The following is a 17952-nucleotide window of genomic DNA, read 5'->3' as shown; positions in this document are numbered from 1 at the left end:
GTGACGATCGAAAGGGCTTAGGAGGCGCGGCGGGCGCGGGCGGCGCGGCGCTTCAACGCACGCCGTTCGTCCTCGCTCATACCGCCCCACACACCGGCGTCCTGGCCGGATTCGAGGGCCCACTGCAGGCACGTGTCCATGACCTCGCACGTGCGGCACACGGCCTTGGCTTCCTCGATTTGCAACAGGGCGGGGCCGGTGTTGCCCACCGGGAAGAACAGTTCGGGATCCTTTTCGAGGCAAGCTGCGCGACTACGCCAATCCATGACGGCACGGCTCCTTTCGGGTTCGTGGGTGCGGGCCCGTGCGCATCCCGAGCAATGCGGCAGCGAGCCGCGTCGCGGATTTCCGGGGGGAATGACACACAGAAAAGGCCCGTGGATGTCGGACCCTGGGGATTCTGCCCACTACTTTCCCACGTAAACACACAGTAAACAAGGGTGTGAGCGCTATATCACATCCCAAGGCGCCCCTCGCAACGATTGCCGCCGGATGTCCGGGCGTGATGTCGGCCGCCGGCATGAACCGCCTCCGGCATCGGGGGACGGGACCGGTTCGTGGCATCGGTCACCGGTCGCGGGCCGATGCGGTCACTACAGTGGGAGTGCTCCCGTCCCCGCCGAAAGGTTTTCCGCATGGCCGCCCCGGATCGTCGTACCGCCCCCGGAGCCGCGACTTCCCGGCCCTGGACCGCATCCGTGATCACCGTGCTGGTGGCGTTGGAGGCTGCGGCATTGCTCGCGGTCGCCGTGGGCCTGGTCGTCTCCCTGTTCTCCGTCCACGTCCTGCCCGTCGCGGGGATCATCTTCGCGACCGTGGTGCTCGCCGCCGGTGCGTTGTGGCTCGGGGCGGCGGCCCGCGGGACCTGGCGAGGTCTGCGCTGGCCGCGCGCCGCCGTCCTGGTGTCCCAGGCGTTCCTGCTGATCGTCGGACTGTCCTTCCTGCAGCGCACCATGGGTTTCTGGGGCATCGCCGTCGCGGCGGTCGCGGTGGTCACCGTCCTGTGCTTGTTCGCACCGCGCACCGTCGCCTGGATGCATCGCACCCACGACGACGTCGCTCGCTGACCTCGCGGGACCTCCCCCGAAGCACACCGGGACCTCACGCACCGATGCTCCCGCGAGCGGGCCGTGATCGCGTCCACCGCAGCGTCCCCCGGGAGACCGGACGGTTGCGGGGCGTGGCTCGCCGAGCGGGGCCGAGCGTCGTCGTACCCCTCACTTCGTGACCGCCCGCGCGGGCGCGGGCAGCTGCACCGGTTCCGCGAGGCCGCGGTGCGCCCAGACCGCGCGGCCGGGCGGCCCGCCCAGCGCGAGGCCCGTGAGGGACACGCCGAACACGTCACCGTCGAACACCCGGCGTGGTCGCACCAGGAGCGTGTCCGCGTGCTGACGCCACGCGAGTAACGGGGGAAAGGTCCCCGCGAGCGCATCCGTGAGGCGCACGCCCACGATCATCCGTACCCCGGGCTGGGCCGAGGCAGTGACTGGGCTGTCCGCCGCCTGGTGGGACTCGACCGGGACGGCATGCGGGGACCACGCGGTGGCCAGTGCCCGGAGGACATCGGGGGTGAGGTGGTCGGCGTCGTCGATGATGATCGTGGCCGGTCGATCAGCTGACCTGGCGGCGCGCAGGAGCTCTTCGGCCTCGGCTGCGGTCCTGGGGGAGCCGGTGAGAACGAGATATTCGGGTGCGCCGTCTCCGGATGCGCCCGCGGACAACCCGGAACGGGCGGCGTCGAGGAACGTGGATCGCCCCGACCGCGCCGGGCTGGCGACGATCAGGGTCGAACCGGGACCCCACGGGTGAACGGCGCATTGCCCGCCCCGCGTGACACCCAGCACCAGGCCGGCCACGGACCGATCGGGAGCATGCCACACGGTGGGCAGGGGGAAGGACGTGGGCCACGGGTTCGCCGGGTGGTGCGTCGGGCCGTCGGCGCGCCCTGTGTCCGGGGAATCCTGGGACACCGCGGCGAGTGCACCCGCGGGACTGTCGTTCCGTGGCGGGACGAGCCGGGCATCCCGGAGGTCCACGGGCCGCGTGGGTCCGGGCGGGGCACTGTGGGTGACCGCGGGCGCGTCGGGTCCGAGCCCCGTGGCGAGCTGCACGACCGCGAGATGCCCCGAGGAATCCTCCGGGTCCCACGGCGTGCAGCGGGCGGCCATCGGGCCCGCGAGGGCGGCTCGCTCGGGATACGGCGTGAACGGGGGTAGGCGGGGCCACTGCACGAGGGCGTCGCTGCTCTGTCCCTGCGGGAAGTACAAGCGGTTGGAGCCGAGGTGGGACGCGCGTCCCGCCACCAGCGCGCGATCCCCCGCGACCACGCAGGACAGCCCGCGGGACGCGCCCGTGGCCATGAGGGACACCAGCTCGTCCTCCAGGTGCGCCCACGAACTCGCACGCAGGACCTGACAACAGCGGTCCCAGTCGTCCACGGCGAGGACGGCGCGTGACGGGGGATCCCCGGGAACCGTGGACGCGTGCTCGAGACCCTCGTGGAGTTGTCGCACCAGGTGGGCCACGTCCCCGGGCTGGTCCACACGGGCGCGGCCGCGGACGGCGGGGTGCAGGGGCCGGCCGTCCGCGGTGGTGAGCCCCTCCACGGCCTGGCCCGAGGCGGTGAGGACGTACACCGCCACCCCCGTGTGTGCCTCGTCCGTGGCGGTCGGGATCCGGATGTGGGCGCAGCGCCGCAGCACGTCGAACAGTCCGTTGCGCGTGGCCTCGGGGCGTCCGATCAGCAGCAGCGGCCCGTCCCGCCACGGGTGCCACGAGACCCGCCCGCACCAGTGGGCCGCCGGGTTCTCCGCCGCACCCAGATCCACCTCGCCGTCGGTGCGCACCGCGGGCACGTGGCGGGGCAGGGGCGGTGGGACAGCGGCGTCGGCGGGAACGCGAGACGGTGCCATATCAGAGGAGGTGGGTGGCAGATACCCGTGCCATGCGCGGGAGACATCGCGCACCGCGGCGGTGACCCCGGTTTCCCGCGCGGCGGACGCGCCGAGGCGGACGTGCCCGGTTCCCGCGACGGGCGGACTCGGAAGGGGTCCGGGATCGAAACGAAGCACCAGGGGCTCGGGCCGCGGCGGGATCATGCGGGTCAGGACCGCCGCCTGCACCTCCACGGGCGGGCCGTCCCCGCGGTCCAGGAACCCGCGGCCCGGGATGCCCGGGGCGATGCGGGCCGCCGCGGCGGTTCCGAGTACGTCCATGGACTCCTGGTCGCTGCGCACCCGCAGACACAGTGCCTGGGTGATGTTGGCGCGCACGTCCGCGCTCAGTGCACCCTGGGGACGCTGGGTAGCGAGCACGAGGTGGACACCGAGGGACCGACCCACCGCGGCAATCACCGCGAGCTGTTGCCCCGCATCCGGGAAGGCATCCGTGAGCATCCTGGCCTCGTCCACCACGACCACGAGTTCCCGTAGGGGAAGTGGACCGCTCCGGGTGCGCAGCAGCTGCGCCATGTCGTTGAGCCCGAGGGAGGACAGGACCCGCTCGCGGCGCTGCACCTCGGAGCGTAGGAAGGCCAGGGCGCGGCGGACCTCGTCCGGTCCCAGGTCCGTGAGCAGGGACGTGACGTGGGGTAGACCCGTCAGTGGGGCCAGGGCCGCCCCGCCCTTGAAGTCGATGAACACGAATTCCAGGCGCTCGGGTGGGAATGTGTATGCGAGCGCCGTGACGAGGGTGCGCAGCACTTCCGACTTCCCGCATCCGGTGGTGCCCGCGACGAGCAGGTGCGGGTTCTCGTCGTCGAGCCGGACGACCGCCGGCCCCGCGGACGACACGCCGAACACCGCGGTCAACGCCGCGGTCGACGTCGCGGGCTGGGGACGAGCGTCGGACCCGCCACGGCTCGTCCCGATGAGCGCGGTGGAGGTCGGGCCGGGGTGTGCGGCCACCAGTTCGTGCGAGCCCACGCGGCGAGGCAGTGGCCCACCGTGAGTGCCTCCCGCGGCTCGTCGCCACGCGCGGATCGCCGCCTCGGCCGTGTCGATCGTGACGGTGTCCGGCGTGAACTCGAGGTGCGTCCCGCGCCCGGTCTCCGCGAGCCCCGGAACGACATGGACCACTCGGCTGCCGAGTCGCAGGCCGTCCGGTCCCGCGGTGACGACGGTGTCCCCGGGAGCACCCTCCGGGTCGGCCGTCACGATGATGCGCAGCGTCCCGGGCGTGGCCGGCGCGGCGGCGGCCCACGCCGGTGTCACGACCTCCAGCGCGACGTCCCGGTCCGGTGAGGAGGCCGTCGGATTCTCATGGGGCGCTGGGAGCAGATCGTGGGCCACGGGCGGGCGCCACGTGATGCCCGGGGACACGCGCAATGCGGTGAGCGCCGCGGGCCCCGTGAACAACTGGACGGCCAGGGCATGGAGAACACCCTCCGCCCGTTCCCGGTCGAGAACCAGGGTCAGGCTGCCGATCCCCGCCAGATCCAGCAACACGGGAGCGTGGGGGTGGAATGCCGCGCGAGGCGCCGTCGCACGGTCACCGACGATGTGCGCGGACCGTGCCGCGTGACCCAGCCGGACCCACCGACGTGTCCGCGCAGCAGGGGCGCCGATCCGTCCGGGCGTTGTGGCGTCATGGGACAGTGCGGTGCCCGCGCGGGGTCCGCTGCTGTCCATCCGGGATGAGCTGCGCACCGTCCGGCAGCGCGCCACGATCTCCGCGGCCGAGGGCGCCGCCTTCTCGCAGCGGCGCAGGTCCCGTTCGAGGGCCGCGGCCAGGCGACGTCGATGATCGCGCCGCGCGCCGCGCTCGCCGAACCAGCCCACCGCGGACGTGACGGCACCCAGGGCGCTGAAGACCAGGAAGAACCACCAGTGGGTGACCACCGCGATACCGATCCCGGCCACGAGGGGGAGCAGGCCCGTGATCAGCGCGATCCGGGACTTCGCAACCGCGGGGGAGTCCACGCGCAAGGGGTGGACCGGATCCGCCTCCTGGGCGGTGAATCCCGCCGGGGGCACGGCCGGATCCGGCCAGGCCAGGTCCTCGGTGTGCGCCGCAGGGAACGAGACCCGCAGGGTGCACGCACGACCGTCCCTCCGCACGCGGACCCGGTCGCCGTGCCGCAGTTCTGCGCCTCCCGGGAGCACCCGCAGGCCCGCGTCATCCATGATCAGGGTCGGTTGGGCGGGATCTTTCCCCGGCTGCGACGCGGGGAGCAACCGCGGCTCACATGGTGTGAGGCCGAGCTGATGCGTTCCGCGGGTCAGTGGGAGGCGCGTTCCCACCCCGACGCCCTCCACGGCCAGGAGGCACGCGGCTTCGTGCGAATCCGCGAGCGGCACGACCGGGGAGGGGGGACCCGGCGTCGAGGCCCGAGCGGGCCCGACCGGAACGTCAGCGTCGTCGAGATGTCGTTCCTCCGGGGTCAGGGCCACCGTGGCACCGTCCGTCAGGGGCGGGGCGCCCACGCTCGTGGCCGCGAGATCGACCCCGGAGACCACGGCAGTGCATGGCGTCCCCAGGAGTCGGACGAGTTCGGCGCGCAGTTCCGCCCCGCGCGCACCCGGTGCGGCGGTGAGGTGCGCGGTGTGGAGCACGCCGGAACCGGCCCACGTGATCCGGAGACTCAACTGCATGACAGCACTCCACCCGCCGGTGACGGCCCGCGGCGGGGACACGTCCTGCCGTGTGGATCCGCGCGGCGCGGGGGAGTACACGGGCTCGGTCGTGCAGTGGGCTCACCGCGGGCCGATCTTCCCACCGAACGCCCATGCACGCGCCGTGGACGCGGTCCGGATCGGAGCGTGAATCATGAGACAGTAAAGGCCATGAGACCCCGCAAGGTTGTCATCGTCAGCCGAATCTTCCTCCCCGAACCGGCGGCCGCGTCCTTCCGTCTGGCCGCCCTGGCCAGGGGCTTCGCCGCCGAGGGGGCCGACGTCACGGTCCTGACCACGAACCCGCCCCGCGCCATGGCTGAGGCCGCCGTGGACGAGCCGTACCGCATCGTGCGGGTCCCCGTCCTGCGGGACAGCGAGGACTACGTCCGCGGCGTGGCCCAGTACCTCAGTTTCGACGTCCAGGCCTTCGCCCGCCTCCTCACCATGGACGCGGACATCGTCGTGAGTGAACCGCCCCCCACCACGGGACTCGCGGTGTGGCTGTCGAGTGCGCTGCGGCGTCGTCCGTACATCTGGTACAACCCGGACGTGTGGACCTCCGCGACCCTGAACATGGACGTCCCCTCGGTGGTGACGCAGCTGATGCGCGTCGCGGAGACCGTGTCCGCCCGGCGCGCCGGCGGTGTGATCACGGTGTCCGAGTCGATGGGCGAGGAACTGCACCGCGTGACCGGGGTCGGGTGGGACAAGATGTTCCTCGCCGAGAACGGGATCGACACCGACACCTTCACCGCGGACGGCCCCGCCGAACCGGACGGGCCGTACTTCGTGTACGCGGGGTCCGTGTCCGAATGGCAGGGGATGGACATCTTCATCGAGGCGCTCGCCCGGATCCTGCCGCGCCACCCCGGGGTGACACTGCACGTCCTGGGGCGCGGATCGGACCTCACCCGTGTCCAGGAGGTCGCCGCGCGGCTGGCCCCGGACAACGTCGTGTTCCACGGCGTGCAGCCCCCGGCGCGCACCGCGGCGTTCCTGCGGGGTGCCGTGGCGGCGCTCGCCTCCGTCATCCCGCACACCGGGTACGACTTCTCCAAGCCCACCAAGCTCTACGCGGCCGCCGCGTGCGGCACGCCGTCCATCTACGCCGGGGTGGGCGCGGGTGCCCGCCTCGTGTCCGAGAACCGGTTGGGAACGCCCGTGGAGTTCACCCCCGAGGCGGTCGCGGACGCCATGGAACGCGCGCTCGACGACGCCCGCTCGGGTGAGCGCGAGGGCGCGCGTGAGCGCCGTCGGACGTGGGCCCGCGAGAACGCGTCGCTCGCGGCGTCGGGGCGAGCCGCCGCCGCGTGGGTGCTCAGCGGCTTCACCCGGGACGCCCGCTGAACGCGGAGCGCGCGCCTCGCTGTCATCCCGGCGCCGCGGTGCGTGAACCCCGCCGTCCTCCGAGCTGCGGCGCCGTCGCCGAAGCGGCCGAGCGGCGTCGCACCCCGCGCACGACGCCGCCGTGTGACGGCGCTCACGAGGCGCGGCGCTGTGCGGGTCACACAGGGCGCCCGGGGTGGTGTCCGGTATTTTTAGGCCAGACGATGTCCGTGCATGAATCGCGGAAGATGCTAGGAGAAACACATGAACACTGATCTGGTGGTCGTGGGCTCGGGTCTGTTCGGTTTGACCGTGGCGGAACGAGCGGCGCGAGAAATGGGTCTGAAGGTCACCATGATCGACCGGCGTTCCCACCTGGGCGGCAACGCCTACAGCGAGAACGAGGAGCGGACCGGGATCGAGGTGCACCGCTACGGGGCCCACCTGTTCCACACCTCGAACGAGCGCGTGTGGGAGTATGTGAACCGCTTCACCGCGTTCACGAACTACGTGCACCGGGTGTACACCCGGCACAAGGGGGAGGTGTTCCCCATGCCCATCAACCTGGGCACGATCAACCAGTTCTTCCGCGCGGCGTACTCCCCGGGGGAGGCACGCGATCTGATCCGCGAGCAGGCCGGTGAACTGGCGGGCACGGATCCGCAGAACCTCAACGACAAGGGCATCCAGCTGATCGGGCGCCCGCTGTACGAGGCGTTCATCAAGCACTACACCGGCAAGCAGTGGCAGACCGATCCCAAGGACCTGCCCGCGTCCATCATCTCCCGGCTGCCCGTGCGCTACACGTACGACAACCGCTACTTCAACGACACCCACGAGGGCCTGCCCGTGGACGGGTACACCGCGTGGCTCGAGCGCATGGCGGACCACCCGAACATCGACGTGCGCCTGGACACCGACTTCTTCGACGACTCCCAGGAGTTCTCTAAGTCGAACGTGGTGGGCCAGGTCCCCGTGGTCTACACGGGCCCGGTGGACCGGTACTTCGATTACGCCCAGGGTGATCTCTCGTGGCGCACGATCGATCTGGAGGAGGAGGTCCTGGACATCGAGGACTTCCAGGGCACCTCGGTGATGAACTACCCGGACGAGGACGTCCCGTTCACGCGCATCCACGAGTTCCGCCACTTCCACCCGGAGCGTGACTACACCAAGGACGCGACCGTGATCATGCGGGAGTTCTCGCGCTTCGCCGAGAAGGGTGACGAGCCCTACTACCCCGTGAACACGCAGGCGGACCGCGAGAAGCTGCTCGCGTACCGGGATCTGGCCAAGGAGGAATCGTCGGTGTTGTTCGGCGGCCGCCTAGGCACCTACAAGTACCTGGACATGCACATGGCCATCGGCTCGGCACTGTCCATGGTGGACAACAAGATCGCACCGCATTTCACCTCCGGTGCGCCCCTGAGCAGCGGAGGAGTGGACGAGTGAGCAGCGAACGCGTGGAACAGGCCAACCAGCCCGAACCGCAGACCACGGACGACCAGGAGTACCTGGCCAAGATCAACACGGAGCCCAGCACGGCGGAGGACCTGCGGGAGGTGGCCCGGGTCGTGTTCCCCGCGAACAAGGACCTGGACGCCCTGCCGCTGTACATCGACGGTCCCATCAACCGGGACGGCCCGTCCTCGGCCGGCGCCGACACCGCCAACCAGCACCCGGACGACATCCTCTCGCGCCGTTCGGTGCGGATCCGGGCCGGGCGACGCGTCTCGTTCGGCTCCTACTTCAACGCGTTCCCGGCGTCCTACTGGCGCCGCTGGACCGTGGCCGAGTCCGTGGTGCTGCGTGTGCGCACTACGGGTGCCGGATCGCTCATCGTGTACCGCACGAATGCTCGCGGGGTCGCGCAGCGCGTCGAGGACCGCCGGGTCAGCGGGAGCACCACGTGCGAGTTCGAGCTCACGCTGGCCCCGTTCGGTGACGGTGGCTGGTACTGGTTCGACCTGATCGCGGACGAGGAGGGCATGGTCCTGGACGCGGCGTCCTGGCTCGTGCCGTCCCATGGCCGCCCGGTGGGTCGCGTGACCCTGGGCGTGACCACGTTCAACCGCCCGGACTACTGCGTCAACACGATCAAGACCATTGCCGAGGCGGACGGCCTGGACGAGGTCCTCGACGAGCTGATCATCGTGGACCAGGGCAACAAGCTGGTCCAGGACGAACCCGATTTCCCGCAGGCCGAGAAGGCCATGCGCGGGAAGCTGCGGATGATCCGGCAGGGGAACATGGGCGGATCCGGTGGTTTCGCCCGGAACATGTACGAGGTCGTGCGCGGCCGGGACACCCCGAACGGTGTGGAGAAGTCCGACTACGTCCTGATCCTGGACGACGACATCCTGCTCGAGTCCGAGGGCGTGCTGCGGGCCACCGCGTTCGCGGACATGTGCCACACCCCGTCCATCGTGGGCGGGCACATGTTCGACATGTACAACAAGCCCCTGCTCAACGCGTACGCGGAGGTCGTGAACCCCTACCGGTTCCTGTGGGGTCCCATCGACGGCCTGGGTGGCGTGGACTTCGCCGAGCGCGGTCTGCGTTCGCGCCCGCAGCTGCACCGGCGCTGGGACGCCGACTACAACGGCTGGTGGATGTGTTTGATCCCGCGCGTGGTCCTCGAGGACATCGGGCTGTCCCTACCCGTGTTCATCAAGTGGGACGACTCCGAGTACTCGCTGCGCGCCAAGGCCGCCGGCTACCCGACCATCTCCCTGCCGGGTGCGGCCGTGTGGCACGTGTCGTGGGCGGACAAGGACGACGCCGTGGACTGGCAGGCGTACTTCCACGAGCGCAACCGCTTGATCGCGGCCCTGCTGCACTCGCCGTTCGCCAAGGGCGGGCGGATGCTGCGCGAGTCCCTGACCACGGACACCAAGCACGTGGTGTCCATGCAGTACTACCCGGCCAAGTCCGTGTTGCTCGCGATCCAGGACGTCCTGGACGGCCCGGACGGGCTGCACGCCATGCTGCCCACCCGCATGCCCGAGATCCGCGCCATGAAGGACGAGTACTCGGACGCGCGCGTGGTCAAGGACCCGGCCACCCTGCCGCCCGTCCGGCGCAAGAAGCCCCCGCGCACCATGGGGGCTCCCAAGTCTCCGACCAAGGCGCAGCTGATCCCGTGGGCGGTGCGCACCGTGCTCAAGCAGACGCTGCGCCCCGTGCGGGACATGGCCAAGGAGTACCCGGAAGCCAGCGTGGCGCACATGGACAGCCACTGGTCCTACCTTGCCTCCCTGGACTCGGCGATCGTCTCCAACGCGGACGGCACCGGGGCGTCCTGGTACCGCCGGGATCCCGCTCAGGTCCGTGAGCTCATGGTGGAGAGCGTCAAGCTCCACGCCGAGTTGCTCTCCCGGTGGGACGCGCTGAGCGAGCAGTACCGCGCCGCCCTCCCGGAGATCACCTCGGTGGACGCGTGGGCGCGGACTTTTGCGGAGAACGGCCCCGCGCAGTAATTTGGCCCCTGCACGACGCCGCACGCAGACTTCCGCGTGCGGCGTCGGCGTATATCCGGTCACGGCGCACAACGGCCCGTGCGAGGAAAGGACGGCAGATGGAAATGCAAGCCCCCGCGACGCAGTTGCGGCCTCCGGGGCAGGACCGCGGCCTGCGGGACGTGTTCGCCAACAGGTTCCTGCTCAAGCTGATCGTGGACAAGGAGATCCAGATCAGGTACCGCGGCACGGTGCTGGGTCTGTTGTGGTCCTACCTCAAGCCGGGCGTGCAGTTCCTGGTGTTCTACATCGCCATGGGCGTGTTCCTGGACCTGAACCGGGGGATCGAGAACTTCGCGGTCTACCTGTTCTCCGGGATCGTGGTGATGAACCTGTTCGGTGAGGTCTTCGGCAACGCATCGCGTTCGGTGGTGGCCAACGGCGGTCTGCTCAAGAAGATCTACCTGCCACGGCAGTTGTTCCCGGTGTCCAACCTGCTGGTCGCGTTCATCCACTTCGTCCCGCAACTGGCCATCCTGCTGCTCGCGTGTCTCGTGACCGGGTGGCGGCCTGACATCAAACAGCTGTTGGCCGTGGTCGTGGGGACGCTCATCATCGCGCTGTTCTCCCTGGCCCTGGGCATGTTGTTCACCACGTTCAACGTGTTCTTCCGGGACGCGGAGAACATCGTGGACCTGATCGTCATGGTCTCCACGTGGGCCTCGCCCGTGCTCTACATGTGGACCATGGTGCGGGAGAAGCTGTGGGACTGGGTGTACTACGTCTACATGGTCAACCCCCTCACGGTGGCCGTGGAACTGTTCCACTACGGGTTCTGGTTCCCCACCACGGACAACCCGCAGATCTGGCACGTCCCGCCCCACCTGATGACGGGCTGGACCCCGTTGGCCATCGTCACCAGCCTGATCCTCTTCGTGATCGCGGACCGGCTCTTCCGGTCCCAAGAGGGCAACTTCGCGCAGGAGCTGTGAATCATGTCTAGTTCAGTCACCCCGCACACCCCCGGGCGCACCGAGGCGGACGTCGCCATCCGGGTCAGGCACATGACCAAGGAGTTCGTGCTGCGCCACACCCGCTCCATGAAGGAGGCCTTCGTGTGGCTCGTGAAGGGCCGCAAGGGGGACCTCACGGCCAAGTTCACGGCACTCAACGACGTCTCGTTCGACGTCTACGACGGTGAGACCGTGGCCCTGCTGGGCTTCAACGGTTCGGGCAAGTCCACTACCCTGAAGATGATCTCCGGGGTCATGAACCCGGACTCGGGGGAGGTGCTCACGCGGGAGCGCGTGGCGGGGCTCATCGAGGTGGGCGCGGGGTTCCACCCGGATCTCACGGGCCGCGACAACGTCTACCTCAACGGCGCCATCCTGGGGATGGACAAGGCGGAGATCGACGAGAAGTTCGACGACATCGTGGCCTTTTCCGAGATCGCCGATTTCATCGACACCGAGGTCAAGTTCTACAGCTCCGGCATGTACTTGCGCCTCGCGTTCTCCGTGGCCATCCACACGGACCCCGAGGTCTTCCTGGTGGACGAGATCCTCTCCGTGGGGGACGAGCCGTTCCAGAAGAAATGCATCGGCCGGATCAAGGACCTGGTGCGACGCGGCAAGACCTTGGTGGTGGTCTCCCACGACCTCAACCTCGTGATGGACATCTGCGAGCGCGGCATCGTGATGGACCACGGCAACAAGGTCTTCGACGGCAACGTTTACGGCGCCGTCGCCCACATGCGCAACCAGCCCGAGGAGGAGGTGCGCCGCGAGCACGCGGAAGGCCTCGCTCGTGCCCTCGAGGACAAGCGCCGCAAACGCGAGTGGCAGGCCCGCGAGGCCGCCGAACGCGGCGAGGAGTTCGTGCCCCAGTACGATCCGGACCTGGACGGGCCCCTGGCCGGCTGAGCCCGCTGTGTTGCCCAGCGGCCTACATGACGACGGCGCCGCGAGAGTCCTACTCTCGCGGCGCCGTCGTCATGTAGGCGGGGATGTTCAGTCGCAGCCCACGACCTTGTAGAGGACGCTGCCGCCCTGCCGGTCGACCTCCTCGTAGTGGTCACCCGGAACGTCGTGGACGTTCGTATACGCGGGGAAGTCGTCCCAGTCCGGAGTGTCCGGTATCAGGGCCCGGTCACCGAAGTCGAGGACGTAGTCGATTCCCGACTCGTTCACTGCTGGGCACGTCTCAGCCGACTTGGAGGTATCCCCGAGGTCCCGGGTCACGACGGCCTCGGCCGGGGACAGATGGGTGAAAATGTGGGGCGAGGTCACGTGGCGGTCCGCCACGCTGTAGGCCAGGCTCGCTCCCGTCCAGGGGTTGACGCCGATGAGGGCGTCCTCGGGAACGCTCAGGTCCACGCGTTTCAGCAGCTCGTACTCGTCCGGAGTGAGTCCGAACGAATTTGCGTCAATCCGGAAGGCGTCCCTCAGGTAGACGTCCATATGACGGAACGGCGCCTCCTGGGTGGCGGGGAGCATGAGGACGCACAGCAACACCGCGAGGACGAGTTCACTGGGTGCCCGCCACCGCATGACCCGGTCCGAGGCGATATGCCGGGGGAAGAAGACGTCTGCCACGGAGACGACGAAGATTGCTGTGAGCATCACCCCGGTCATCGGCAGCAGAGCCGCCAGTCGCGAGGAGTCCTCATACCAGGGCCCGACCAGCCAGGTGCGGAACGGGTCGTCCGGCGCTCCTGTGGCGTAGACGTAGAGGACGAGAGTGCTGACGTGCACCAGGGCGACCCACAGGTACTTGCGACGCCAGATTGCCACGATGAGGCCCAGGAGAGAACCAATGGCGAAGACCCAGGGGATCTCGTCGCGGCCGTTAGGAGCGAGTAGGACGGCCTGTCCGACGGCGGTGGTCAGCCCCGTGTCGGAGGGGCGGTTGTAGTCCGTCTGCAGAACCGACCAGATGATGGTGAAGGCCGCAATGGTCAGCAGAATGACGATGGTCCCGAGCATGAGCTTGCGGTAGTACCGGCCAGCCCTGCTGCCACGGACGAGGCAGGGGTGCGTGAAGTTCTCCGCGGCTCGGCGTACCCGCCACCCGCTGCGACACACCACCATCAGAGTGGTGGCCACCAGCAGGGTTGCCAGAGCATTGGGCTGGGCAACCCCCAGCGCGCCAAGCGTGGCAAGGATCACGATGATGCGCTGGCCCAAGTCTGCCCGCAGACGGTGGGTCACAGCCGTGATGGAAGCCATGACAGCCACGGCGAGGGGAAGCAAGGACAGCGACAGAATGTTCGGTAGCAGGGGGCCGTAGTTCAGCAGCGCGAATGGGAAAGAGCTGAATGCCGCGGACCCTACGCCCGCTGTGATCAGGGGCAGGGGCCGGAAACCCGTGATCGTTCCCACTGCCGTGACGATCGCGAGGGGCCAGACGACGGCGCACACCACGAGGACGACCGCGTTCGTGACCACGAAGACGTCGTCGTGGGTGGTCTGCATGGCAAGGGCACCGAGGCTGTGCCACAGGGACGGGTAGAACGCGAACGACTTGTCCGGGGCGATCATCGTTCCGAGGTTCAACGATGAGGCGTTGCCCGTCTCGAGAATGAACCGCACGGCATTGAGGTGGAACAGCACGTCGAACCGCTGAGGGAAGGACCCCGCCCCTGGCATCAATTCTCGAAGCCGGGTGCTGATGAGGTACCCACCGATGCCGGCCGACAGGAGCGCGACGAGCAGCCCGTGCCACGGTATGCGGTGCTCCGCGTCTACCGGCTGCCGGTAGACGGCCCGGCAGCGCTCCCGCCACCCGAGCTCCGAGCTGCCCTCGCGTCGTCGTCGCCCGAGCACCATGAGTGCGGCCACCAGCAGCCAGACCAGGAGACACCCCACCAGGACGGTGCCCCGGTTCCAGGGAATGTGTGCGAGACCGAGAGCCATGGCCAGGCCACCGAGCACGGCGGCCGAGCCCAGCGGGGCGAAGAGCAGCGAGCGCGCCCGGGAGAAGCGCAGGGACCTCCACAGTCCGTAACCGGGGAGGAAAAGTGCGGCTGCGACCCAGAGAATGGAGAACAGGCCTATGTTGGGAAGCAAACGACTTTCCTTCGGCAGGGGGAAGCTGGGGAACCTGACGCAGTATATCGCCGGGGTCGGAAGGAGACCCGGGGATGCCCGGCCCGGGACTGGGGGGTGCCGCGCGCTATGGAACAATGGTCGGGTGAGTCGAGCGTGGATTGTGATGCCCGTGTACAACGAGGCCCAGGTGGTGGGGGAGGTCCTGGAGAACCTCCGCCGGACGTTCCCGCACGTGGTGTGCGTGGACGACGGCTCCCGTGACGACTCCGCATGGATCTGCCGCGAGGCCGGCGCCGTGGTGGTCCAGCACCCCATCAACCTCGGTCAGGGTGCCGCCCTGCAGACGGGTTTCGAGTACGCGCTGCAGGACCCCGAGATGGACTGCGTGGTCACGTTTGACTCCGACGGCCAGCACCGGGTGATCGACGCGTACGACATGGTTCAGCGCATCCGCTCCGGTGAGGCCGAGGTGGTCCTGGGCTCCCGGTTCCTGGACGACCGCACGCAGGTCTCACCGCTAAAACGCCTCGTATTGCGCACCGCGGCGTTCGTGTCCAAGTTCACGAGCGGGATGGACCTCTCCGACGCCCACAACGGGTTGCGGGCCATCGACCGGGGGACCCTGGGCAAGATCCACCTCAAGCAGAACCGCATGGCCCACGCCTCCGAGATCGTCAACCAGTTCGCGCAGATCCAGCCCCGGTGGGTCGAGCACCCGGTGGAGATCATCTACACGGAGTATTCCAAGGGCAAGGGCCAGTCTCTGCTCAACGGTGTGAACATACTGACCGAACTGTTCGTGAAGTAGCGGGAGCCCCCACATGACCATCGTGGTCCAGATCGTCCTCATCCTCGCCGTGGCGTACGGTGCGCTCACGCTCGTGCGCGGCGGGGCCAACGCCAAGCACCAGGCGATCCGCCGGCTCGCGGCCGTCGCGTTCTTCGTCTTCGCGGCCATCTCGATCCTGGTCCCGGACCTCGTCACGAGCGTCGCGCGGTTCCTGGGCATCGGCCGTGGTACGGACCTGGTGCTCTACGCGCTCGTGGTGCTGTTCATGGTCACGCAGTACACCACAGCGCAGCACCGCCGTGCGGAGGAGGTCAAGCTCACCCGCATCGCCCGGCACATCGCCATCTCGGAGACCGAGAAGCCCTGGGAGCCCGACGCCGCCCACGGCGAGCGCCGCTCGGTGCGCGCCTTCCGCCGCACCTCGCCGCTGGGTCGGCCGGTGGAGGCGCCATCGTCGGGGTACTCGTCCGGGCACAACGCCGCTGGGCCGGGTTCCGCACAGCAAGAAAATACCGGGCTATAGGCCAGAGGCCCACACCCGGTACATAGCCATTTTACTCCCCGACATCGGGCCCAGCGATGCCGGGCTGGGAGGCATGGTCATACATCCTCAAGCCGAGGCACGCAGTCTTCCTCTCGGTCAGGAAATCGGGCACACCACATCGTTTGGCGACAGGGTCTGCGAGTAGGGCCTTGGGCGACCGGGAACCGGCGAGTCCCGCTGTGAGACGTTATTTATCCCGGTCGGATCGCCCCTATGAGTAACCGTTCGAACAACTTCAGGTAGGCCGTCCACGGATCTGCGAACCGTGCCACCGGGTCGGCAGGATCTCGAGCAGCGACGCAGCAGAAGAAACGGAAGTCTCTGTTGGCCAAGACGGTGTCCACGAAGCCCTTGTAAGTATTGAGGGCGCCCTGGGTGAGACCCGTGAGGTGGAACTTGCCGTAGTCATGGGTTCGGCCTCGGTACTTCTGCATGCTGCGCAGAACCCGGGGAGGCTCGGGGTGAAGGAGAAGGCTGACAGCGAAGAATCTGTCTCGGGAGATCGAGCCTGTTTCGTCGAGAAAAGCGAGAGAGGGGGTGGGTCTTAGGCAGAAACAGGTGCTTGGCCACTCTTCCCTCCTTCCATCGGCGGCGTCACCTTAAGGCGGGCGGATCGCACGCTCATTCTCAACTTGCGCCGTTGGCCCCGCACGGAGCTCGTGCTGCAAAGGACCAAGTCTCTCAGTCACGTCGCGGCGACCAGCTCGGCCGGACTAGCTGTAGGAGGCCAGGACGTTGTTGACGCGTAACGGTGTCGCGGATGCTGGCGGGCGACCGTCGTGTGCGCTGTGGGGTCGGTGGTAGTTGTAGTGCAGGTTCTAGGTGAGCAGCCCGTCTCGGCGTTGCTGTTCTGAGGACCAGGCTCGGGCGTAGAGGAAATCCTCGGCGAGGACGCGGTTGTAGCGTTCGATCTTCCCGTTGTGCCGCGGCGTGTAGGGCGTGATGCGCTGATGTCGGCTGCCGTCGAGAGCGGCAGCGAATGCCTGCGAGCGATAGCAGGCTCCGTTGTCGGTCACGATCCGTTCGATGGCGACGATGCCGTGGGCGGCGAACCAGTCGCGGGCTCTGGCCAGGAACTCAACTGCGGTGATGCCCTTCTCATCGTGGGGGGGCTTCCGTGTACGCCAGTCGCGAGTAGCCGTCGATCGCGGAATGCAGGTAGACGTATCCAGCCCGCGATCCGCGCCGCTTCGCGCGGTCGACCGCTTTGGCTTGAGGGCTACCCTTGCCGTGAATGCGCCAGCCGCCACCGTCCGGGATCCGGCCAACCTTCTTCACGTCGATGTGGACCATGTGACCGGGTCGCTCGGCAATGATGCGCTGCGGTTCGCGGTTTGTCTCGCCGGTCGGGTCGATGAACCGCCGGTGGCTCAATCCAAGATGCCCTGGGCTGACCCCGTTTGGTAGGTCCGGTGGTTGTGTGAGTCGTCCTGTTGCCCGGGGGTCCGGGCAGTGAGACTGGTCAGATCATGACGAACAGCAGGAAGCGTCACACCTCGGAGCAGGTCGTCCGTAAGCTCGGGCAGGCCGACAGGATGCTCGCGGGCGGTAGCGACATCGCCGGGGTGTGTCGAGAGCTCGGAGTGTCCGAGCAGACGTACTACCGGTGGCGGAACCAGTACGGCGGGCTGAAGGCCGACGACGCGAAGCGGCTGAAGGAGCTCGAGAAGCAGAACGCCACGCTCAAGCGGCTGCTCGCCGAGGCAGAGCTCGAGAAGGCCGCGCTCAAGGAGCTGGCTGAGGGAAACTTCTAGGCCCGGGCAGGCGCCGCGCCGCCGTCGACCACCTCAAGCGCAAGCTGCGGGTGAGCGAACGAATGGCGTGCCGTCTGGCCGGGCTGAGCAGGTCCGCATACCGTCGCCCGCTCCAGGGTGAGACGACAGCCGACCCGGACCTGGCGTTGCGGGACTGGCTGCGGGCGTATGCGAAGAAGCACCCGCGGTGGGGATACCGCAGGGCCTACCACGATGCCCGCGGCGAGGGGTGGGTCGTGAACCACAAGAAGATCCAACGGCTCTGGCGCGAGGAAGGGCTGCGCGTCCCGCAGCGGCGTCGCCGCAAGCGTGTCGGATCCTCGACCGTCGACGCCCCGGCGGCAGTCGCACCGAACCTCGTATGGGCGGTGGACTTCCAGTTCGACGCGGACGAGCAGGGCCGTCCGATCAAGATC

The 17952-nt window shown here is 68.6% G+C and carries 12 protein-coding genes and 2 pseudogenes; 10 read left to right on the top strand and 4 right to left on the bottom strand.

Going from position 1 to position 17952, the window contains the following annotated elements; all coding sequences use genetic code 11:
* Positions 1-17 precede the first annotated feature (17 nt).
* Complete coding sequence (locus AS25_RS11560; RefSeq protein WP_019309413.1) at positions 18-266, bottom strand: WhiB family transcriptional regulator; 249 nt, start codon at positions 264-266, stop codon at positions 18-20.
* A 369-nt stretch (positions 267-635) separates the two neighbouring features.
* Between AS25_RS11560 and AS25_RS11555 the strand changes: the two genes are divergently transcribed.
* Positions 636-1067, top strand: coding sequence for a hypothetical protein (locus AS25_RS11555; RefSeq protein ID WP_035965271.1), 432 nt, complete (start codon positions 636-638; stop codon positions 1065-1067).
* Positions 1068-1217: 150 nt separating this feature from the next.
* On the opposite strand, the gene AS25_RS11550 is transcribed toward AS25_RS11555, so the two are convergent.
* Positions 1218-5591, bottom strand: a complete 4374-nt coding sequence (locus tag AS25_RS11550; RefSeq protein ID WP_035965269.1) for an FtsK/SpoIIIE domain-containing protein — start codon at positions 5589-5591, stop codon at positions 1218-1220.
* Here AS25_RS11550 and AS25_RS14785 point away from each other — a divergent pair.
* The 6 genes from AS25_RS14785 to AS25_RS11525 all read left to right on the top strand — a co-directional run bounded on the left by AS25_RS14785 (position 5590) and on the right by AS25_RS11525 (position 12321).
* Positions 5590-5763, top strand: a complete 174-nt coding sequence (locus AS25_RS14785) for a hypothetical protein (RefSeq protein WP_156960982.1) — start codon at positions 5590-5592, stop codon at positions 5761-5763. The genes AS25_RS11550 and AS25_RS14785 overlap by 2 nt on opposite strands.
* A gap of 20 nt (positions 5764-5783) precedes the next feature.
* Positions 5784-6962: a glycosyltransferase family 4 protein gene (locus AS25_RS11545; protein ID WP_035965267.1), complete on the top strand. Its 1179-nt coding sequence runs from the start codon at positions 5784-5786 to the stop codon at positions 6960-6962.
* Positions 6963-7205: 243 nt separating this feature from the next.
* Positions 7206-8393, top strand: coding sequence for a UDP-galactopyranose mutase (gene glf / locus AS25_RS11540; RefSeq protein ID WP_035965266.1), 1188 nt, complete (start codon positions 7206-7208; stop codon positions 8391-8393).
* Positions 8390-10420: a glycosyltransferase gene (locus tag AS25_RS11535; protein ID WP_084118188.1), complete on the top strand. Its 2031-nt coding sequence runs from the start codon at positions 8390-8392 to the stop codon at positions 10418-10420. The genes glf and AS25_RS11535 overlap by 4 nt, the downstream gene beginning before the upstream one ends.
* Positions 10421-10518: 98 nt before the next feature.
* A complete protein-coding gene (locus AS25_RS11530; RefSeq protein WP_035965265.1) occupies positions 10519-11391 on the top strand; it encodes an ABC transporter permease in 873 nt (290 codons plus the stop codon).
* Between the two features lie 3 nt (positions 11392-11394).
* A complete protein-coding gene (locus tag AS25_RS11525; protein WP_035965264.1) occupies positions 11395-12321 on the top strand; it encodes an ABC transporter ATP-binding protein in 927 nt (308 codons plus the stop codon).
* Positions 12322-12408: 87 nt separating this feature from the next.
* On the opposite strand, the gene AS25_RS11520 is transcribed toward AS25_RS11525, so the two are convergent.
* Positions 12409-14466 (bottom strand): DUF6541 family protein, encoded by a 2058-nt coding sequence (locus tag AS25_RS11520; RefSeq protein WP_035965262.1) that lies wholly within the window; start codon positions 14464-14466, stop codon positions 12409-12411.
* A gap of 124 nt (positions 14467-14590) precedes the next feature.
* Between AS25_RS11520 and AS25_RS11515 the strand changes: the two genes are divergently transcribed.
* Together AS25_RS11515 and AS25_RS11510 are read left to right on the top strand one after the other, a co-directional pair.
* Entirely contained in the window at positions 14591-15256 is a 666-nt protein-coding gene (locus tag AS25_RS11515) for a glycosyltransferase family 2 protein (protein WP_253270567.1), read from the top strand.
* A 13-nt stretch (positions 15257-15269) separates the two neighbouring features.
* Positions 15270-15761 (top strand): DUF2304 domain-containing protein, encoded by a 492-nt coding sequence (locus tag AS25_RS11510; RefSeq protein ID WP_035965258.1) that lies wholly within the window; start codon positions 15270-15272, stop codon positions 15759-15761.
* A 734-nt stretch (positions 15762-16495) separates the two neighbouring features.
* On the opposite strand, the pseudogene AS25_RS11505 reads toward AS25_RS11510, so the two are convergent.
* Positions 16496-17162: pseudogene (locus AS25_RS11505) on the bottom strand (integrase core domain-containing protein); the annotation flags it as partial.
* A gap of 89 nt (positions 17163-17251) precedes the next feature.
* On the opposite strand from AS25_RS11505, the pseudogene AS25_RS14395 reads away from it, so the two are divergent.
* Positions 17252-17952, top strand: a pseudogene (locus AS25_RS14395) (IS3-like element ISAar43 family transposase); the annotation flags it as partial.

The sequence above is a fragment of the Kocuria marina genome (assembly GCF_000786655.1).
GTDB classification, from domain to species: Bacteria; Actinomycetota; Actinomycetes; order Actinomycetales; family Micrococcaceae; genus Kocuria; species Kocuria marina_A.
Note: the sequence above shows the minus strand (reverse complement) of the source record. Positions and strands in the feature narration are given on the sequence as shown.